The following is a 19,282-nucleotide window of genomic DNA, read 5'->3' as shown; positions in this document are numbered from 1 at the left end:
GGGCGGGTGCGGTCATGGGGGCCTGCTCTTAGGGCGCCGGGCAACCTTCGGAAAGTCCTGAAGAAAGGAAGCTCCGCCCTAGGAACAAGCCGGCGCGGAGCGGGGTTGAGGAACGGGTCGTGGCGTCATGCGCCGCGGTCCGCCTGGTCGCGGCGCCTTCGGGCGGCGTCTTATTCGAGTTCTGGTGCTTCCGATGTTCAAGCCTGCCTGCCCCGGGTCGCCGACCCGGGCCGTCGCCCGGAGTCTGTGATGCCCGGCGCGGTCCCCACCATATCCAACCCGACCCCGCCCGGCGGTCAGCTGTACGGCGCCGAGGCCGGCCTGCCGCAGGGCAGCCAGCCCGGCCAGGCGACGACCTCCAGCAGCTGGACCTTCACCATCGCGGCCGAGGACGGGATCGACGACCTGACCGTCGGCGGCTACGTGGCCATCCGCGATGGGGTCTTCACCGCCGGCGGGACCGACCTCGGCTACGGCCGACTGTCGGTGACCAGCTTCGATGCGTCGACGGGCACGGTCGGCTTGGCCTTCCAGCTCACCGGCCCGATCCAGAGCAGCCCCGGGAGCCAGACCCGCTACGGCGACCTCCGCAGCTTCGACATCCTGCTCACCGACCGCGACGGCAACGCGGCGCAATCCACCCTGCTGGTGCAGATCCGCGACGACGAGGGCCTGCACCTGACCAACGATTCCGCCAGCGTCACGGCGGGCGCGTCGGCGACCGGCAACCTGGTGACCAGCGGCACGCCCGACAGCTTCGGCGCCGACGGCTTCGGCGGCGTCACCCGCATCGGCAACGCCGACCGCACGGTGTTCGACACCACCGCCGACACCGACGGCCGCTACACCCTGCAGGGCCAGTACGGCGTGCTCAGCGTCTCGCCGACCGGCGTCTACAGCTACGCGGCGCGGGCCGACGCCCCCGCCGGGGCGGTGGAGCGCTTCACCTACTGGGCCGCCGACGGCGACGGGGACGAGGCGGCCGCCGTGCTCACGCTCAGCCTCCAGGCCGCGCCGCCTCCGCCCGACGGTGGCGACGAAGGCAAGGTCTACACCTCCCCCGGCCCCGGCTCGACCGTGACCGCGGGCGCGGGCGACGACACGATCAACGCCAGCCAGGGCTCGGACGTGCTGACCGGCGGCCAGGGCGACGATGTCTTCGCCTGGGCGCGCGAGCCCTGGTCGCCGGCGACGGTGACGGACTTCAAGGTCGGCGCCGACCGGCTGGACCTCTCGGCCCTGTTCAAGACGTCGGGCTACACCGGCTCCGATCCTATGGCGGACGGCTACATCATTCTGCTGGGCCGGGACGACGACACCCTGGTGCTGTTCGACCGCGACGGGACGGCGGCGGGGCAGCCGTGGGCCAACTACATCATCACCCTGGACGGCGTGGCCGCCGGGGACGTCAGCTGGGCGGACCTCGCGGGGACCTCGGGCTCCAGCCCGGAGGACCCGCCGCCGCCGCCTTCCGAGCCGGGCCAGGTGCTCACGTCCGATCAGTACGGCGACACCCTGGTCGGCGGCGGCGGGGCGGACACCCTGAACGCCGGCCAGGGCCCGGACGAGCTCACGGGCGCGGGCGGCGCGGACCGGTTCGTGTTCGGGGCCCTGCCCTGGAACGCCGGCCACGTCACCGACTTCACGCCCGGCGTCGACAGGCTGGACCTGTCGGCGATCGCCAGCGCGGCCGGCCAGGTGGAGTTCCGGGGCGACGGGGCCGGCAACACCCAGGTCTATGTGGACGTGGACGGAGCCGGCGGCGAGTGGCCGTTCCTGATCACCACCCTCGACGGCGTGGCGCCCAGCCGCATCGGCGCCTCGGACTGGATCACCGGATAAAGAAAGGGCGCCGGCGGCGAGCCGGCGCCCTTGCAGTGACAGAGCTCGAGAGAGAGCTGCTGGGAGACCTATTGCTTGGCGAGTTGCTGGCCGCCAGCCTTGGCGAGCGCGGTGGCGTTGCAGTCGGCGATGCGGCCGTCGTCCATGGCCTTGCGGCCGGAGAAGGCGGCCACGGGGCCGACCTTGGTCGCGATGGTCTTGCAGGCCTGGGCGGAGAAGGTCTGCGAGGTCGGGGCCTGAGCCACGCAGGCGTCGCCTTCGCAGACGAACATTGCGCCGCCGGCGATGAACTTGGTCTTCTCCGCGACCGGCTGCTGCAGCTTGGCGGTGACGGGCTCGGCCGCGAGGGCGGAACCGGCGGCGAGGGTGGACAGGGCGGCGCAGGCCGCGAGGAATTGGAGCTTCACGAGAGCCCTCCAGCGTTTCGGGGAGTGGCGGCGTCCCTGCTCAAGACGCCGGCTTAAGGACCCTCCGTGGACCGCCGCGGGTATCCCCACCCGTGACGCGAAGCGAACTAAGCAACGCTAAGATAACAGTGTTAAGATCGAGGGCAACCGCTTTTTTCGCAACGCGGCCATGCGTGGATGAAGAGCCCCACGCGAGCGCCACCGTTCATATCTCGTCAACATTGTTTGGCCTCAGGTGGCGGTGATAAGGATCGCCCTCGGCCGGGGGCGGCCACTTCTTAGGACGACGACATGGCCAACGCGCAGTCGCCAGGACCGGGCGGTCGCGGCCCGCGCCCGCCGAAAGCCCGGCGGTCGCCCCTGCAGGCGCTCCTCTACTGGACGATGGTGCTGGGCGTCTGGGGCCTGATCTTCGTCGTGGCCTTCTTCGCGGTGTTCGCCGTCGACCTGCCGGACACGTCCAAGCTCTACGACGTCAAGCGTCAGCCCTCGATCTCCTACCTGGACCGCTCCGGCGCCCTGGTGGCGGTGCGCGGCAGCCAGTACGCGCCGCCCGTCGACCTCGACACCCTGCCCGGCTACGTGCCCGAGGCGTTCATCGCCATCGAGGACCGCTGGTACTACTACCACTTCGGGTTCAACCCGTGGGGCATCGCCCGCTCGCAGATCTACAACTGGACCCACCGCGGCGAGGGGCCGCTTCGCGGCGGCTCGACGATCACCCAGCAGCTCGCCCGCAACCTCTTCCTGACGCCCAAGCAGAACTACCGCCGCAAGGCCCAGGAACTGATCCTGGCGGTCTGGCTGGAGGCGCGGTTCTCCAAGAAGCAGATCCTCGAGCTCTACCTGAACCGGGTCTACTTCGGGGCTGGCGCCTACGGCATCGAGGCCGCCTCACAGCGCTACTTCGGCAAGCCCGCCTCGCAGCTCACGCTCGGCGAGAGCGCGCTGCTGGCCGGGATGATGAAGGGGCCCTCGCGCTATTCGCCGGTGGCCGCCACCGACCGCGCCGCGCGGCGCGCGACCATAGTGCTCGACGAGATGGTGGAGGCGCGGTTCATCACCCCCGAGGAGCGCGAGGCCGCCTTCCGCACCAAGGTGCGGGTGAATCCGGTCCTGGCCAACCAGCGGGCGCAGTACTTCACCGACTGGGTGGACGACCAGGTGCGCAGCCTGGTGGGCGAGCCTACCGAGGACCTGGTGGTGGAGACCACGCTCGACCTGCCGCTGCAGGCCTCGGCCGAGCAGGCGCTGCAGGCCGGCGTCGCCGCCGCCAAGAGCCAGGGCGTCGAGCAGGGGGCGCTGGTCTCCATCGACGGCGAGGGCCGCGTCCGCGCCTACGTCGGCGGGACCAACTACCTGCAGAGCCAGTTCGACCGCGCCACCCAGGCGAGGCGCCAGGCGGGCTCGGCCTTCAAGCCCTTCGTCTACCTGACCGCCATGGAGGCGGGCCGCACGCCCGCCACCCCCGTGGTCGACGAGCCGGTGAAGATCGGCAATTGGGAGCCGCGCAACTACACGCAGGAATACCTGGGCCCGATCACCCTCGAGAAGGCGCTGGAGGAGTCGGTCAACACCGTCGCCGCCCGGCTCGCCAACGAGGTCGGCACCTCCAACGTGGCGGCCACCGCGCGGCGGCTGGGGATCACCTCGCAGATCCAGCTCGACCCCTCCATGGCGCTCGGCGCCGTCGAGGTGAGCCCGCTGGAGATGGCCCAGGCCTACGCCCCCTTCGCCAACGGCGGCTTCATGGCCCGCGCCTACGGCATCGAGCGCATCCGCACGGCCGGCGGCCGGGTGCTCTACGACCACGGGATGGACAAGCCGCCCCGCCAGGCGGTGATCGGCACCCCGGCGCTGCAGTACATGAACCAGATGATGCGCCAGGTGGTGGTGGCCGGGACCGGCACGCGGGCCAACGTCGCGGGCTACGACCTGGCCGGCAAGACCGGCACCACCAGCGACTACCGGGACGCCTGGTTCGTCGGCTACACCGGCGGCTTCGTCACGGCCGTCTGGGTAGGCAAGGACAACAACACTCCGATGCGGCGGGTGACCGGCGGCGGCGCGCCGGCCGGAATCTGGAAGGCCTACATGTCCGCGGCCCTGCCGCGCCTGAAGGTCCAGCCGATTCCCGGGGGCGTCATCGAGCCCGAGCCCCCCGAGCCCGATCCGATCGGCGACGTCATCGACGGCATCAGCGACCTGTTCGGCGGCGGCGGCCGCGAGCCGCCCTCCGAGTTCGACCGCCCACGCCCGGCCGACCCGCCGTTCTGAGGAAGACGGCGCCCTACCGCCCGAAGGCGTGCAGCCTCGCGCCCTCGGCGCGGAGCCAGGCGCGGTGGCGGCGCTCGTCGCCGACCAGGGCCTTCACATGGGCCCAGAACCGCGGGCCGTGGTTGAGCTCCAGGAGATGGGCGCACTCGTGGGCGGCCACGTAGTCGGCGACATCGAAGGGGGCCAGGGCCAGGCGCCAGGAATAGCGGATCGAGCCCGCCGTCCCCCGGGGACCCGGCCGGCAGGAGCCCCAGCGGGACTTGGCGTCGGCGACGCTCACCTTCGGCATCGGCGCGCCGAGCCGGGCGGCGTAGTGGGCGGTGCGCGCGGTGAGTACGGTGAGCGCCCTCCTGCGGATCAGCAGGATCACGGCGCGGGCGTAGCCCTCGCCTTCGCCCATGGCCGTGATCCGGTGCGGCTCGCCGTCCGCCGCCTCGATCCAGCGGGCCCGGCCGGCGCCGGCCTCGAGCCGCACCGCCTCGCCGAACACCAGGAGCGTCATGCCGGGCGCGACGGGCGCGGCGGCCGGCAGCTCGGCCAGCCGCTCGACGATCCAGGCCGCGCGCTCGCGGGCGAAGGCGGCGGCCTCCGGCAGGCGGCGGATGGAGGGGGCCGTGGCGACGATCTCGCGGCGCGTGCGGTCGAGCCGCAGGGACACCCGGCGCGCGCGGCGGTGCACCTTCAGGGTCACGACCGCGCCGGCCACCTCCAGCCGGTCGCCGTCGGCGAGCTGGCGGCCGAGGAGAATCATCGGAGCCGAATCTAGGCGGCCCGCCGCTGCTTGTCGAAGCCGGCTTCGGCGCGGCGGACGAAGGCGCGGACGCGGGGGTAGATCTCCCCGCGGAACCGCTTGCCGTTGAACACCCCGTAGTGGCCGACCTTCGGCTGGACGTAGTCCTCCTTCAGCTCGGCCGGCAGGCCGGAGCAGAGGTCGTGGGCCGCCTGGGTCTGGCCGATGCCGGAGATGTCGTCGTTCTCGCCCTCGACGGTGAGCAGGCCGACGTCGGTGATCAGGTCGGGGCGGACGAGCCGGCCCCGGTGGACCAACTCGCCCTTCGGCAGCAGGTAGCGCTGGAACACCACGTCCACGGTCTGGAGGTAGAACTCCTCCGACAGGTCGAGGACGGACAGATACTCGTCGTAGAAGGCCAGATGGGCCTCGGCGCTGTCGCCGTCGCCGTCCATGAGATGCTGCAGGTAACGCCGGTGCGCCTCCTGGTGCTTCTCGAGGTTCATGGACATGAAGCTGGCGAGCTGGACGAAGCCCGGATAGACGCGCCGGCCGGCGCCCGGGTAGGGCCCGGGCACGGTGTAGACCATGTTCGACTGGAACCAGGCGAACGGCTTTTCCTCGGCGAGCTTGTTGGTGACCGTCGGCGACAGCCGCGCATCGATGGGCGAGCCCATGAAGGTCATGGTCGCGGGCCGGCACTCCTCGCCGTCCTCGGCCATCAGGCTGACGGCGGCCAGCACCGGCGGGCCCGGCTGGCAGACGGCGACCACATGCGGGCGCGGGCCGAGCTGGCGCAGCATCTGGCGGATGTGGTCGATGTAGTCGTGGAAGTCGAAGCGGCCTTCCATCACCGGCACGTCGCGGGCGTTCGACCATTCGGTGATGAACACCTCGTGGTCCTGCAGGAAGGCCTGCACCGTGCCGCGCAGCAGGGTGGCGTAGTGGCCGCTGAGCGGGGCGACGATCAGCACCGCCGGCTCCAGCTCGCGCCGGCCAGCCTTGCGCATGTCGGCCATGTCGCGGGTGAAGTGGGTGAGCTTGACCCAGGGGCTGGACCAGACCTCGGTCGTCCGCACCCGCACCGGCTGCCCCTCGATCTCGACGGAGTCGATCCCCCAGGCGGGCTTGCCGTAGCGCCGGGTGAGATTGGCGAACAGGTCGGCGCCGGCGAACAGGCGGCGGCCCACGTCGGTCTCGGCGGCGGGATTGAGGGGCGAGTTCCAGAACTCCCGCGTCAGCCTGGCGGCGAAACGCATCGGCGTCGTCGCGTAGTAGCCGGCCTCGTAGAGCGTATAGAGCATGCCCGATCCTTTTTGCGCCGCAACATAACATGCGAGCGGTTAATCGGATGCACAAGGCGAAGCTTGTCCCACCCGCGAGGGTGCGGCGCGGCGCCTTAGCAGCTCGTCGCGCGGGGTCCCTGTTTCATGGCGGCCCGGACCTTGGCGGCGATGGCGTCGGGCGCGGTCCCGTAAGGGATGACGCAGGCGAACTCGCCGCGCGGATTCATCAGGTAGGTGATGGAGGAGTGGTTGATCGTGTAGTCCTCCCCCTCGCCCGCCTTCTGGTGGAAGACGTGGTAGGCCTTGGCGACGGCGTCGACCTGGGCCTGGCTGCCGGTGAGGCCCCAGACCTGCTTGGGGAAGGCCGGATTGGCCAGGTAGGCGGCCATCTGCTGCGGCGTGTCGCGGCCGGGGTCCACGGAGATCAGCACCGTCTGGAAGTCCTTCGCCTGCCCGCCCAGGGCCTGTTCGGCGCCGCCGAGCGCGAACATCGTCGTCGGGCAGACGTCGGGGCAGTGGGTGAAGCCGAAGAACACCGCGCTCCACTTGCCCTTGAGCAGCCGCTGGTCGACGCTGCGGCCGGTTTGGTCCACCAGTTGGAACGGCCCGCCCACGGCGGCGGTTTGCTTCGGGGTGGGGCTCAGGATCCCGGAGCGGACGGCGAGACCGGTGAGGATGGCGAACGCCAGGGCCAGGAGTGCGATGATGGCGAGCGTACGGCGGCCCATTCGGGGTTCCCTTGCGGCGTGGCGGGCCCGCGGGGCGCGGCCCTGAGCCATGGCGAGCGTGCGGACCCCAGCCCCCAAGGCGCTGAAGCCCGTGAGCCTCGATAGGACGGGCCACCACACGGCGCAAGGCGAGGCCGAGCCCGTCAGCTTCGGCGTCCGGCGCAGCCAGCTCCGCGTCCGGACCCTGGTGACCCTGCGCTGGCTGGTGATCGCCGGCGAGGTGCTGCTGCTGCTGGTGATGGGGCTGGGGCTCGGGTTCCAGGCGCCCTATCCCCTGTGCTTCGCGGTGATCGGGGCCGGCGCCTGGATCAACCTGCTGACCGGCGTCGCCTCGCCGGGCCAGCGGGTGTTCGGCGATATGGAGGCCACCGGCCAGCTCGCCGTCGACCTGCTGCAGATCGGCGCCCTGCTCTACCTGACCGGCGGCACGGCCAACCCCTTCATCCTGCTGCTGATCGCGCCGGTGACCCTGGCGGCGGCGACCCTCCCGGCCCGGCCGGTGACGGCCCTGGGCGTCCTGGCGGGCGCGCTGTCGGTGGCCCTGGCCTTCTTCTCCCTGCCCCTGCCCGACGCGCCCGGGCGCGAGTACGTCATCCCGGAGAGCTATCGGATCGGCGCGGCGATCGCCAACATGGCGGGCATCGCCCTGATCGCCGGCTACGTCCGCCAGGCGGCCGAGGAATCGGCCCGCATGGCGCTGGCGCTGGACATGACCCAGGCGGTGCTGGCCCGGGAGCAGCGGCTCTCGGCCCTGGGCGCCCTGGCGGCCGCCGCGGCCCACGAGCTCGGCACCCCGCTCGCCACCATCTCCATCGTCTCCAAGGAGATGGCCCGCGAGGCGACCACGCCGCAGGTGAAGGAGGACGCCGAGCTGCTGATCGCCCAGGCCGAGCGCTGCCGGGAGATCCTCAAGCGCCTGTCGGAGACGCCCGAGACCGCGTCGGACGAGGTCCACGAGCGGATGAGCCTGCGCCAGCTCGTGCAGGAGGTGATCGAGCCCCACGCCGGGGTGAAGGACGTCCGCGTCGAGGCCATCGTCACCGGCGCGCCGGGGGTGAAGACCCCCGACGTCTGGCGCCTGCCCGAGATCACCCACGCCATGACCTCCTTCGTGGAGAACGCCGTGGACTTCGCCGCCGCCGAGGTGCTGGTCTCCGCCCGCTTCGACGCCGACAGCGTGTCCATCGAGGTGCGCGACGACGGCCCGGGCTTCGCCCCGGAGATCCTCGCCAAGCTCGGCGAGCCCTACGTCACCTCCCGCCCGGGGGTGGAGGGCGGCCGCACCGGCCACATCGGAATGGGCCTCGGCTTCTTCATCTCCAAGACCCTGCTGGAACGAACAGGGGCTGTTGTGACGTTTCAGAACGGAAGGCCTCGCGGTGCGGTTGTGTCCGCCCGCTGGCCTCGTTCGAGGATTGAGGTGGGAGCCGGTTGACGACGCACACCGCTTGCCGAAAGGTACGATGCTGCGACAGGATGCCGCATACCCGCGTTTAGGGAGGCCCCTGGCTGGGGTGAGTGAATGACCGATCTGTCCGCCGACGTCGCCGCCCTGCCAGACAAGTCGCTCCTGGTCCTCGATGACGACGCGCCGCTGCGCACGCGCCTGGGGCGGGCGCTGGAGCAGCGGGGCTTCGAGCCCACCCTCGTCGGCAGCGTGTCGGAGGCGATCGCGGCGGTGAAGAACCACCCGCCGGCCTTCGCGGTGCTGGACATGCGCCTGGAGGACGGCTCCGGGCTGAAGGTGGTGGAGGCGGTGCGCGACGCCCGGCCCGACGCCAAGATCATCATGCTCACCGGCTACGGCAACATCGCCACCGCCGTGCAGGCGGTGAAGGCCGGGGCGGTGGACTACCTCTCCAAACCCGCCGACGCCGACGACGTGGCCCGCGCCCTGCTGGCCCGGGGCGACATGTCGGCCGCTCCGCCCGAGAACCCGATGAGCGCCGACCGGGTGCGCTGGGAGCACATCCAGCGGGTCTACGAGCTCTGCAACCACAACGTCTCGGAAACCGCCCGGCGGCTCAACATGCACCGCCGCACCCTGCAGCGGATCCTCGCCAAGCGCGCGCCGCGGTAGTCAGCCCGCCGCCCGCAGCTCCTCCGCAGGCACGATCGGCGTGGCCTGGCGGATCACCGCGTCCAGGCGGCGGCGCACCTCGTGGCCGCGGTCGGTGAGGTGGATGACGTGGCTGCGCGCGTCGGCCGGGTTGAGGAAGGCCTCCACGAGGCCGAGCGCCGGCGCCTGGGACCACTCCGAGCCTTCCGGACCCAGCGCGCGGAGGCTGCGCGAGGCGGTGGACTGGGTGAGGCCGGCCACGTCGGCCAGCTCCTGCACCGTCAGGCCCTCGTTCTCGCACACATAGAGGAAGGCGATCACCTCGTTGACGCTGACCCGCGGGTCGAGGCCCTTGAACAGGTGGATTGCCTGCAGGATGGCGTTGCGGGCGCGCACGGCCGCCTACCCGTCCACGTAGCGGCGCAGCGCGCCGGCGGCCGGGGCCTCGGGCGCCCGGGCTAGCGACAGGGGCTTGCGCTGGCGGCGCTCGCGCATGGCCAGGGTGGCCTCGGGATAGCTGTCGCGGACGAGCCGGAGGATGTCCTCGAGCCGTCGCTGGTGGTCGGCGGCCTCGATGAAGTCGTCGACGCTGAGCTCGACCGAAATCTGACCGCACAGCTTCATGGCCGCCTCCCCGCACAACCGTCACCGCCAGCATCGGCGCAGTCGGGGCCGCAAGCAGCTTCAATTCGACCGGCGCTGCGTCGCGCGCTGTGAACTGCAGTCGCTGCGGCGAGCGGTCGTTCCGCCGCGACGAACAGTCAGGCTTGCCGGCGCGACTTTGCGGAAAGCGGCTATGATCGGTGCGGGAGGGCCTCGCCGGACATGACCGAACCCGCGGGCGCGCCGGGCGTCCGGCGCCGGGCGCTGCGCCCGGACCGCTACCTGGCCGCCAACATCCTGCTGTGGGTGGTGGCCTACGCCCTGATCACCGCCCGTATGGTCGGCGACGAGAGCCTGCGGCCCTATTTCTGGGAGATGGCCTGGCGGCGCGCGGTCGTCTGCCTGGTCGGCGTCGCCATCTGCATGCTGATCCAGCGGGCCCTGTTCGCCGCCCGCCCCTGGGACCTCGGCCGCCGGGCCCTGCTGGCGCTTGGGCTGTCGACCCTCGGCGGGGCGGCCTGGGGCGTGGCCAACCACCTGGCCTTCTACGTGCTGGACCCGGTGATCCACTGGCAGGGCACGACAGGCGAGATCCTGCTCGGCCAGTTCATGAACTTCACGGTGCTGATCTGGTCGTTCATCGCCTGGTGCGCGATCGTCTTCGCCCTCGACTACGACCAGGAGGTCCGGGAGAAGACGCTCCGGCTGGTCCAGGCCCAGGCGCTGGCGGCGGAGAGCCAGAACCAGATGCTCCGCTACCAGATCAACCCCCACTTCCTGTTCAACACCCTCAACGCGCTCTCCGCCCTGATCCTGCAGAAGGACTACGTCCGCGCCGAGCAGGTGGTGCTGTCGCTGTCGCGCTTCCTGCGCGCCTCGCTCGAGAAGCCGACGGGCGAGAAGAGCACGCTCGCCGACGAGATCGAGGCCCAGCGCCAGTACCTCGCCATCGAGCAGATCCGCTTCGGCGAGCGCCTGCGCTTCGAGGAGACGGGGCTGGACGGCGCGGGCGAGGCGCTGGTCCCCAGCCTGATCCTGCAGCCGCTGGTCGAGAACGCGGTGAAGTACGGCGTCGCCCGCTCCAGCGACCCGGTGGCCATCGAGATCGCCGCCGAGGCCCGCGACGGGCGCCTGCGCGTCACCGTCCGGGACGACGCCCGCGCCAACCTCTCCGGCGAGCCGCCGAAGCTGGGCGTCGGCCTGGAGAACGTGCGCCGCCGCCTCGCCGCCCTCTACGGCGAGGCCGGCCGGCTGGTCGTGGGACCCCGGCCCGGCGGCGGCTTCTCGGCCGAGATCGAGCTGCCGCTGGAGCGCCGATGACGCCGCTGCGGGTCCTGATCGTCGACGACGAGCCCCTGGCGCGCCGGCGCCTCGACATCCTGCTGCGGGAGGTCGACGGCGTGGAGGTGGCCGGGGTCGCCGCCGAGGGCGCCCAGGCGAGGCGGCTGATCGACGACCTGCGGCCCGACCTCGTCCTGCTGGACATCAAGATGCCCGGACTCTCCGGCTTCGAGGTGCTCGACGGCGTCGCCCGGGCCGGCGAGGACGCCCCGATCGTGATCTTCGTCACCGCCTTCGACCGCTTCGCCGTGGAGGCCTTCGACCGCGCCGCCTTCGACTATCTGCTGAAGCCCGTGGAGCCCGGGCGGCTCGCCCAGGCGATCGGGCGGGCCCGCGAGGCGCTGGCCCGCCGCGGCGCCGCCGAGCGGGTGCGCGAGCTGGAGGAGATCGTCGCCAACCTGCGCGGCGGCCCGCCCGAACCGGCCGCCTACGACCGCGAGGTCTGGGTGCAGGAGCGCGGCGACCGGGTCAGCCTGCCGGTGGCGGCCATCGACTGGGTGGCCGCCGAGCGCGACTACGTCCGTCTGCACGCCGGCGCCCGCAGCTTCCTGGTGCGCCTGCCGCTGGGAGCGCTGGAGGACCGGCTGGACCCGCGCCAGTTCGTCCGCGTCCACCGCTCCAGCCTGGTGCGGATCGACCGCATCGTGCGCGTACGCCGCACCGCCGGCCGCACGTCCGTGGTCCTCTCCACCGGCGCCGAGGTTCCCGTCTCCCGCCGCCACCTGGGCGGCCTGAAGGCGGCGACGCTGGAGCGGGGGTAGGATCTACTCCAGCGCGAACGCCTGGACCCCGGCGGCCCGCATGGCGGCCAGCCGGCCGAAGGCGAGGGTGAGCGCCTTGCGCCGGGCGCCGGCCAGGGGCGCGGCGGGGGCCTCGCGCAGCACCGCGCCGCCGAAGCCGTCGGCGACGATCAGGCCCGGCTCCTCCGGCAGCACCTCGCGCGGGAACTCCGGCCCGACCGCGAAGGCGAAGGCGTCGCAGTAGGGCTGGTACTCGTGCCACTTCTGGTCGGTGCGGAAGTCCTCGATGGAGCTCTTCACCTCGACGATGAAGATCTGCCCCTTGGGGCCCAGCGCCATCAGGTCGGCGCGGCGGCCGTTGGGCAGGGTGACCTCGGCCAGCGGCGCATAGCCCAGCGCGCTGAGCAGCCGGGCCGCCCCGCGGGTGACCTGGGCTGTGGTCTCCGGCCGGCGGACCGAGACGACGGTGACCTGGACGTCCATGGCGAGACTGTGTTCCGCCTTCGTTCCTGATGCAAGCGGGGCCGTCAGCCGAGCCCCATGGCGGCGCGGCCGACGGACCACATGCCGGCCAGGAGCAGCAGGACGGCGAGCGCCACGTGGACGCCGAACAGGCCGGGATTGTCCGCCCGCCGCACCGTGGTCAGCCACCCGATCTCGCCGCGGCTGAAGGCGGTGCGCAGCGCCTGGACGGCGAGGTAGAGGGCGCCCGCGCCCAGGATGAAGAGGACGACGGCCAAAGGCTCAGCCGCGCGACGGCAGCGGGAACTCCAGCCGGCCGGGGTCGAAACCGAGCTGGCGGATGCGGCTCACCGCCTGGGCCTTCACGGCGGCCGGCAGGGTGGGCTTCTGGCTCATCAGCCACAGGTACTTGCCGTCGCGGGTGGAGAGGATGATCCAGCCCTGGTCGGCCCTGTGCTCCAGCACCCAGTACTCCTGCGAGACCAGGCCGCCGAAGAAGCTCATCTTGAATTTGGCGTTGGAGGCGGCGTCGGCGACGCGGGCCTTGGCCTTCCACTGCGCCAGCGGCCCGTCGGGCGCGCCCTTGCGGCAGGTCTGGGTCACGGCGAAGCCGTCGGAGACCCGGACCCAGTCCGAGGCGCCGGCCTGGCAGTCCGCCTGGATCTTGTTGGGCAGGCGCGCCACCTCGTACCAGCGGCCCATCATCCTGGTGAGCTCGATCCGCTCCACGGGCTTGGGCTGCGCGCCGGCCGGACCGGCGGCGAGACACGTGGCGGCGGCGGCCGCGAGGGTCAGGCGCTTGAGCATGGACGACCGGAATACCGTGGGCGCGTGACAATTCAAACAGCGGCGGTCCACGGCCACGCTGCCGCCAATGGTCGCGGGGCTACTCGGCCGCCACCGCCACCCGGGCGCGATCCCTGAAGTTGATCTCCTGGAGGTAACGGATGCCGTCCTCGGCGATGTCGTCGCCGACCATCCGGTCGCCCTCGCCGGCCAGCTCGTCCAGGTCCACGTACATGGCGTAGAACGAGCGCGTCCGTTCGGTGATCAGCCCGGCCTTCAGCAGGGTCTTGATGAGCACCCGGAAGACGTTGGTGTCGCTGCGGTAGCGGCGGGCCGGGTCGCGGGTCTTGCGCCGCTCGACGATCTCGGCGGTGACCCGCTCCGGGTCCATGCCGAAGGCGCCGAAGATCTCGGCCATCTGGTTGGGCGCGCCGCGGTCGAACAGCAGCTTCTGGGCGCAGTGGGCGGTCCAGTCCTCCACCAGGTTCCGCTCGGCCTCGGTGAGGTGCGGGATGGTGCGGTCGGCCCAGATCTTCCCGAACTTGTGGTGGAAGGCCTCGTCGGTCATGACCAGCTGGAAGAGCTTCTTCGCCAGCGGGTCGCGGTTGTGCCGGAAGCCGTGCGCGAAGGCGCCCATGGCCAGGCCCTCCACCAGCATCTGCATGCCGACGATCTTCTTGTAGACCTCCGGCGCCTCGATGATCTCCACCAGCAGGGCCTTCAGCGCCGCGCCGCACTCCACCGGCCGGCCCCAGCGGGCCTTCACGTACTTCGCGAAGGCGGTGACGTGGCGGGCCTCCTCGCGGGTCTGGTTGGCCGCATACTCCTGGGCGCCCTGGTCCTTCAGCACGTGGCAGAGGCTGGCCGAGAGGTTCAGCGCCCCCTGCTCCCCGTGCAGGATGGAGGAGAAGTTGCGCAGCTGCAGGTGGTTGATGAAGGCCACCCGGAGCTTCGGGTCCTTCAGGCTCTCGTCCACATAGGCCAGCCGCAGGAACGGCACCTGGTCCTCGGGCATCAGGGCCTCGGCCTCCAGGTCGAACGGCTCGTCGAAGTCGATGTACTTGGCGTCCAGCGGATCCCAGAAGTGGTCGTGGGTCGCCGAGATGATCTTGTCGAAGGCGGTGGAGCGGGCGCCGTAGCGGTCCAGCTCCAGCATGGACTCGAAGTCGTCCGGCGCCACCGCGCCGTACATGATGTCCTTGGTGATGTTGCCGTCGGCCATGCCGCTGTCCTCCCGCGCCCGGCCCGTCTGCCGCGGGTCTCGGGGCGCTAAGGGGGAAGTGTCGGCCTCTCTGACGCCCCCGTCAATTTCCCACCGCGCCGGCGAAGGGGCGAGGCAAGCAAAAACGCCCGCCGGGTCTCCCCGGCGGGCGCTGTCTCGCTCGGCTGTCCCGGACGCCTATTCGGCGGCGATCAGGATCTGCTTGGCCTTGTCCTTGAAGTTGATCTCCTGGAGGTACTTGATGCCCTCCTCGGCGATGTCGTCGCCGACCATCTTGTCGCCCTCGCCCTTCAGCTCCTCGATGTCCACGTAGGTGGCGTAGAAGGCCTTGGTGCGGTCGGTGATGATGCCGGCGTTCAGCAGGGTCTTCACCAGGACGCGGAAGATGTTGGACTGCTCCTTCATGTTCTCGCGGCGGGTCTCGTCGGTGACCATCTGGGCCATCTCGGCGATCACCAGGTCCGGATCGAGCCCGAACTCCTCGTAGAGGTCGCGCTGCTGGCTCGGCGCCACGAGGTTGAAGAGCAGGGTCTGGAAGCAGTGGGCGGCCCACAGCTCGATGATCTCGTGCTCCTTCTCCGTCAGGTGCGGGATGGTCCGGTCGGCCCAGATCTTCCCGAACTTGTGGTGGAAGGCCTCGTCGGTCATCACCAGCTGGAGCAGCTTCTTGCCCATGGGATCGCGGATGTTGTTGAAGATGGTGGCGAAGGCGCCCATGGCCAGGCCTTCCACCAGCATCTGCATGCCGATGATCTTCTTGTAGACCTCGGGGCTGCCGATGATCTCCACCAGCAGCGCCTTCAGCGTCGGGCCGCATTCCACCGGCCGGCCCCAGCGGGCCTTGATGTACTTGGCGAAGGCGGTGACGTGGCGGGCTTCCTCGCGGGTCTGGTTGGCGGCGTACTCCTGCGCGCCCTGGTCCTTCAGCACATGGCAGAGGCTGGCCGACAGGTTCAGCGCGCCCTGCTCGCCGTGCAGGATCGAGGAGAAGGTCCGAAGCGTCGACAGGTTGGCGAAGCGGACACGGTCCTTGTGGGTCTTCAGCCGGCTGGAGACGTAGTCCGTCTGCATCGAGACGATCATGTCTTCGGGCAGGATGAACTCGTTCTCGATGTCGAACGGCTCGTCGAAGTCGATGTACTTGGCGTCCAGCGGATCCCAGAAGTGGTCGTGGGTCGCCGAGATGATCTTGTCGAACGCCGTCGAGCGCGCGTTGTAGCGGTCGAGCTCGAGCATGGACTCGAAGTCGTCCGGCGCCACGGCGTCGTAGATGATGTCCTTGGTGATGTTGCCGTCAGCGGCCATGACCCGTTCTCCTCACCTCACCGGGCGTTCTTTCGGCCCGTCCAGAGGCGGGCGACCTTGGCCCATGAACCGTGTTGCGTCAAGGAAGATGACGGGCGCGTCAACTTTGCGGCTACTCCGCCGCCGCCTCGATGGCGTCGATGTCGGCGTCGGAGAGCCCGAAGTGGTGGCCGATCTCGTGCACCAGGACGTGGGCGACCAACTCCTCGAGCGTCACCTCGCCGTTCTCCGCCCACTCGTCGAGGATCGGCCGGCGGTAGAGGAAGATCATCGAGGCCTGGGGGGCCGGGTCGAACACCGAGCGGCGGGCGAGGTCGACGCCGTGGTAGAGGCCCGTGAGCTCGAACGGATCCTCCATGCCGAGGTCGGCCAGCACATCCTCAGTGGCGAAGTCGTGCACCTGGAAGACCACCTCGCCGGTCATCCGCCGGAAGCCCTCCGGCAGCGCCTGGAAGGCGGTCTCCGCGAGGGCGGCGATGTCGTCCAGCGACGGGGCCTTGCCGATCTGGGGCAGCGCGGTCGGCTCACTCATCGGGCACCACGATGCTGGGGTTCTCGGGAAGGCGGGTGTCGAACAGGCCGATGTCCAGCGGCTGCTGAGGCTCCACGGGGCGCAGGGGCTGGCGGGCGATGGCGCGAAGGGTCTCGCTGTCCAGGTTCTGGCGTGTGCGGCGGGCCTTGCGGGCCTGCGGCGCCTCGATCGGCCGCTCGGCGGTGGCGATCCGCCAGTAGCTGACCATCAGCCGCCAGGCGGTGCGCGGCCGCTCGGCCGGCGGGACGGGCCACCGGCGGCCATCCTCGAAGGTGGGCGCGACCGGCGCGAGCCTCGCCATCTTTCCCGGTTCCGCGACCACCTGCTCGGCCAGGCGGCAGAAGCGGTCCTCCGGCGCAGGCGAGGCCCCCGTGCGGTCGTCGTCCACGCGGTTCCTGTAGGCGTCCAGCGCCGCCTCGCGGGTGGCGAAGGCCGGGCCCACGGCGTCGGTGGTGAAGACCACGTCCTCGCGGGCCGCGGCGCGGGCCTCCCGTTCGCGGGTCGCGCGGCCGAGCGGGCTGGACAGCGCCAGCTCGGCGTTGGCGGCCACCGGGTAGAGGATGGCGGTCATGTGGCTGATCATATGCGGCAAAACACCTAGGCACGAAACGCGCCGAACGGAAGGCAAGGGCCGTGCGGCCGCCGCCGGGTCGCCGTAATCTCCGAACGGGGTGATTCGCCGTTGGGGCGGCGGAGCGCCGCCTGGAGTAGCGATGAGCGCCGACCAACTGATCCTGGCCGCGGCGGCGGGCGCGGTGTCGCTGGCCATCTGCGCGGTCCTCTGGGCGCTGGCGCAGCGCCGGCACGCCCAGGCGCGGGTGGACGCACTCGCCGAGCGGCTGGCCGGGGTGGAGGCGCGCGCCGAGGCCGCCCAGGCCTCCGCAGAGGCCTTCGATTCCGCCCTGCTGGCGGTGGAGGACGGCCGCGCCATGCTGGCGTCCGGCGAGGAGAGCCTGGTCACCTGCGCCGAGGCGCTCGGCCTGCCGGAAGCCGATCCCCAGGGGCTGGTCAACGCCCTGATGCGCGCCGACCCCGACCATGCCCGCCGGCTGCGCGCCCTGTTCGAGCGCGGCGAGGCCTGCGCCTTCGACATCCAGGGCCCGAACGGCGCCGTCACCGTCGAGGGCCGTGCGGCGGGCGCCCTGGCCTGGCTGCGGCTCTCCGGGATCATCGGCGAGGACGCCGGCCTGCCCACGGCGCCGCGCTTCGCCGCCTTCCTGCACGCGCGGGCCTGCCCGGCCTGGATCGCCGCCGCCGACGGCTCGCCGGTGTGGGTCAACGCCGCCTGGCTGGCCGCCGCCGACGCCCAGAGCCTGGACGAGGCCGCCTCCCGCGGCGCGGCCTTCGACAAGGGCGCCGACGCGCTGGCCAGCGAGGCGGCCAACCTCGGCCAGCGCCGGGAGGCCGTGCGCTGGGCCACCGTGGGCGGGCGGCGCCGGGCCTTCCGCATCACCGCCCAGCCGCTCGAGGGCGGCGGCGTCGGCGTCTGGACCGACGACGTCACCGAGATCGAGGAGATGCGCGAGGTCCTCAAGCGCAACGTCGAGGCCCACGACGAGACCCTGAACCATATCGCCGAGGCCGTGGCGGTGTTCAGCCAGGGCAAGAAGCTGATCTTCCACAACACCGCCTTCGCCGAGCTGTGGGGCCTGGAGCCGGCGTGGCTGGTGGAGCAGCCGACCCACTCCGAGATCCTCGACCGCCTGCGCCAGCGCCGCCGGCTGCCGGAGACCGCCGACTACGGCCGGTGGAAGGCCGCCGAGCTCGACCGCTACGAACAGCTCGCCCCCACCCCCGACGACCTCTGGAGCCTGCCCGACGGGCGGACGCTGAAGGTGGTGCGCCAGCCTCACCCGATGGGCGGCCTGCTGCTGCTGTTCTCCGACATCACCGGCGAGCTGCGGCTGAAGGCCCAGTACAACGCCCTGATCCAGGTCCAGCAGGCGACGCTCGACAAGCTCAACGACGCCGTCGCCGTGTTCGGCTCCGACGGGCGGCTGCGGCTGCACAACGAGGCCTTCGAGCGCTTCTGGCACATCACCCCGCCGCAGCTGGAGGCGGCCGGCGACTTCGAGGGCGTGGTCGACCTCTGCGTGCCCAAGCTGCACGACATGGGCTTCTGGCGCGAGCTGAAGGGCCGGGTGGCCGATCCCGACCCGTCGGCCCGCGCCCCGATGACCGGCGAGGTGAAGACCTCCGACAGCCGCATCGTCGCCTACCAGTCGCGGCCGCTGCCGGACGGCGCGACCCTGATCGCCTTCACCGACGTCACCGACGCCCGCAAGCTGGAGAGCGCGCTGGCCGCCCGCGAGGCGGCGCTGGCCGAGGCCGAGCGGCTGAAGCGCGACTTCGTCGGCAACGTCTCCTACGAGCTGCGCACCCCGCTCACCACCATCATCGGCTATTCCGAGCTGCTGGAGCGCTCGGGCGAGGGCCTCTCCGAGCGCGGCCGGGCCCACGCCGCGGCGGTGAAATCGGCGGCGACCCAGCTCGCCCGCTCCATCGACGACGTGCTCGACATGGCCCAGATCGACGCCGACGAGATGGCGCTGGACCTGGAGGACGTCCGCGTCTCCGACCTGCTGATCTCGGTGGCCAGCCGCTGGCAGAAGGACGCCGAGGCCGCGCGGGTGTCGCTCGTCGTGGAGCCCGCGCCCGACCTCGGCCTGATCCGCGGCGACGCCAAGCGGCTGGGCCAGATCCTCGACCACCTGGTGGAGAACGCGCTCGGCCAGACGCCGGCCGATGGCGCGGTGACCATCGCCGCGCGCAAGGCCCTGGGCGAGATCCAGCTGCAGGTCTCCGACACCGGGCGGGGCATCCCCTTCCACGTCCAGGCGCACATCTTCGACCGCTTCATCGGCCGGGAACGTGGCGGCCCGGGCCTCGGCCTGGCGCTGGTCAAGGCGCTCACCGAGCTGCACGGCGGCTGGGTGGCCCTGGAGAGCGAGCCCGGCGCCGG

At 71.5% G+C, this 19,282-nt stretch carries 20 protein-coding genes; 7 read left to right on the top strand and 13 right to left on the bottom strand.

The genetic code is table 11. The features are described 5' to 3' along the window. The first annotated feature begins 249 nt into the window (after positions 1 to 249). The gene (locus V7Z97_RS15940; RefSeq protein ID WP_334164422.1) at positions 250 to 1,842 is read left to right on the top strand and encodes a type I secretion C-terminal target domain-containing protein; all 1,593 of its coding nucleotides are present in this window, start codon (positions 250 to 252) and stop codon (positions 1,840 to 1,842) included. A 68-nt stretch (positions 1,843 to 1,910) separates the two neighbouring features. Here V7Z97_RS15940 and V7Z97_RS15935 read toward each other — a convergent pair whose 3' ends face one another. Further along, on the bottom strand, positions 1,911 to 2,249 hold the full coding sequence (locus V7Z97_RS15935) for a CC_3452 family protein (RefSeq protein WP_334164421.1): 339 nt from the start codon (positions 2,247 to 2,249) through the stop codon (positions 1,911 to 1,913). A gap of 291 nt (positions 2,250 to 2,540) precedes the next feature. On the opposite strand from V7Z97_RS15935, the gene V7Z97_RS15930 reads away from it, so the two are divergent. Next, complete coding sequence (locus tag V7Z97_RS15930) at positions 2,541 to 4,526, top strand: transglycosylase domain-containing protein (protein WP_334164420.1); 1,986 nt, start codon at positions 2,541 to 2,543, stop codon at positions 4,524 to 4,526. Positions 4,527 to 4,539: 13 nt separating this feature from the next. On the opposite strand, the gene V7Z97_RS15925 is transcribed toward V7Z97_RS15930, so the two are convergent. From V7Z97_RS15925 to V7Z97_RS15915, 3 genes are all read right to left on the bottom strand, one after another. After that, a complete protein-coding gene (locus V7Z97_RS15925; RefSeq protein ID WP_334164419.1) occupies positions 4,540 to 5,277 on the bottom strand; it encodes a M48 family metallopeptidase in 738 nt (245 codons plus the stop codon). Between the two features lie 11 nt (positions 5,278 to 5,288). After that, positions 5,289 to 6,560, bottom strand: a complete 1,272-nt coding sequence (locus V7Z97_RS15920) for a polyhydroxyalkanoate depolymerase (protein WP_334164418.1) — start codon at positions 6,558 to 6,560, stop codon at positions 5,289 to 5,291. A 95-nt stretch (positions 6,561 to 6,655) separates the two neighbouring features. Beyond that, positions 6,656 to 7,270, bottom strand: coding sequence for an SCO family protein (locus V7Z97_RS15915; RefSeq protein WP_334164417.1), 615 nt, complete (start codon positions 7,268 to 7,270; stop codon positions 6,656 to 6,658). A 91-nt stretch (positions 7,271 to 7,361) separates the two neighbouring features. Between V7Z97_RS15915 and V7Z97_RS15910 the strand changes: the two genes are divergently transcribed. Then, a complete protein-coding gene (locus V7Z97_RS15910) occupies positions 7,362 to 8,705 on the top strand; it encodes an ActS/PrrB/RegB family redox-sensitive histidine kinase (RefSeq protein WP_334164416.1) in 1,344 nt (447 codons plus the stop codon). Between the two features lie 87 nt (positions 8,706 to 8,792). Then, positions 8,793 to 9,350, top strand: coding sequence for an ActR/PrrA/RegA family redox response regulator transcription factor (locus V7Z97_RS15905; protein WP_334164415.1), 558 nt, complete (start codon positions 8,793 to 8,795; stop codon positions 9,348 to 9,350). Here the strand turns inward: V7Z97_RS15905 and V7Z97_RS15900 are convergent, their stop codons facing one another. Together V7Z97_RS15900 and V7Z97_RS15895 are read right to left on the bottom strand one after the other, a co-directional pair. Continuing rightward, a complete protein-coding gene (locus tag V7Z97_RS15900; RefSeq protein ID WP_334164414.1) occupies positions 9,351 to 9,725 on the bottom strand; it encodes a MarR family winged helix-turn-helix transcriptional regulator in 375 nt (124 codons plus the stop codon). It lies immediately after the preceding gene. A 6-nt stretch (positions 9,726 to 9,731) separates the two neighbouring features. Continuing rightward, a complete protein-coding gene (locus V7Z97_RS15895; protein ID WP_334164413.1) occupies positions 9,732 to 9,953 on the bottom strand; it encodes a hypothetical protein in 222 nt (73 codons plus the stop codon). 201 nt (positions 9,954 to 10,154) lie between these two features. Here V7Z97_RS15895 and V7Z97_RS15890 point away from each other — a divergent pair, with 201 nt between their 5' ends. Together V7Z97_RS15890 and V7Z97_RS15885 are read left to right on the top strand one after the other, a co-directional pair. Beyond that, positions 10,155 to 11,252 (top strand): sensor histidine kinase, encoded by a 1,098-nt coding sequence (locus tag V7Z97_RS15890; RefSeq protein ID WP_334164412.1) that lies wholly within the window; start codon positions 10,155 to 10,157, stop codon positions 11,250 to 11,252. Beyond that, positions 11,249 to 12,034 carry a LytR/AlgR family response regulator transcription factor gene (locus V7Z97_RS15885; protein WP_334164411.1) on the top strand — a complete coding sequence of 262 codons (786 nt, stop codon included), beginning with the start codon at positions 11,249 to 11,251 and terminating at the stop codon, positions 12,032 to 12,034. The genes V7Z97_RS15890 and V7Z97_RS15885 overlap by 4 nt, the downstream gene beginning before the upstream one ends. A 3-nt stretch (positions 12,035 to 12,037) precedes the next feature. Here V7Z97_RS15885 and mmcB read toward each other — a convergent pair whose 3' ends face one another. From mmcB to V7Z97_RS15850, 7 genes are all read right to left on the bottom strand, one after another. Then, a complete protein-coding gene (gene mmcB, locus V7Z97_RS15880; RefSeq protein WP_334164410.1) occupies positions 12,038 to 12,496 on the bottom strand; it encodes a DNA repair putative endonuclease MmcB in 459 nt (152 codons plus the stop codon). A 44-nt stretch (positions 12,497 to 12,540) separates the two neighbouring features. After that, a complete protein-coding gene (locus tag V7Z97_RS15875) occupies positions 12,541 to 12,753 on the bottom strand; it encodes a hypothetical protein (protein WP_334164409.1) in 213 nt (70 codons plus the stop codon). A gap of 4 nt (positions 12,754 to 12,757) precedes the next feature. After that, the gene (locus V7Z97_RS15870) at positions 12,758 to 13,282 is read right to left on the bottom strand and encodes a lipocalin family protein (protein WP_334164408.1); all 525 of its coding nucleotides are present in this window, start codon (positions 13,280 to 13,282) and stop codon (positions 12,758 to 12,760) included. 79 nt (positions 13,283 to 13,361) lie between these two features. After that, positions 13,362 to 14,483 carry a ferritin-like domain-containing protein gene (locus V7Z97_RS15865; RefSeq protein WP_334164407.1) on the bottom strand — a complete coding sequence of 374 codons (1,122 nt, stop codon included), beginning with the start codon at positions 14,481 to 14,483 and terminating at the stop codon, positions 13,362 to 13,364. A 177-nt stretch (positions 14,484 to 14,660) separates the two neighbouring features. Beyond that, complete coding sequence (locus tag V7Z97_RS15860; RefSeq protein WP_334164406.1) at positions 14,661 to 15,788, bottom strand: ferritin-like domain-containing protein; 1,128 nt, start codon at positions 15,786 to 15,788, stop codon at positions 14,661 to 14,663. A gap of 112 nt (positions 15,789 to 15,900) precedes the next feature. Further along, the gene (locus V7Z97_RS15855) at positions 15,901 to 16,320 is read right to left on the bottom strand and encodes a metallopeptidase family protein (RefSeq protein ID WP_334164405.1); all 420 of its coding nucleotides are present in this window, start codon (positions 16,318 to 16,320) and stop codon (positions 15,901 to 15,903) included. After that, the gene (locus V7Z97_RS15850) at positions 16,313 to 16,891 is read right to left on the bottom strand and encodes a hypothetical protein (RefSeq protein ID WP_334164404.1); all 579 of its coding nucleotides are present in this window, start codon (positions 16,889 to 16,891) and stop codon (positions 16,313 to 16,315) included. Before V7Z97_RS15850 ends, V7Z97_RS15855 begins: the two co-directional genes overlap by 8 nt. 142 nt (positions 16,892 to 17,033) lie before the next feature. Between V7Z97_RS15850 and divL the strand changes: the two genes are divergently transcribed. Then, positions 17,034 to 19,282: cell cycle protein kinase DivL (gene divL, locus V7Z97_RS15845; RefSeq protein WP_334164403.1), on the top strand; the 2,249-nt coding region annotated here is incomplete at its 3' end.

This window comes from Phenylobacterium sp. (assembly GCF_036821595.1).
GTDB lineage: Bacteria > Pseudomonadota > Alphaproteobacteria > Caulobacterales > Caulobacteraceae > Phenylobacterium.
Note: the sequence above shows the minus strand (reverse complement) of the source record. Positions and strands in the feature narration are given on the sequence as shown.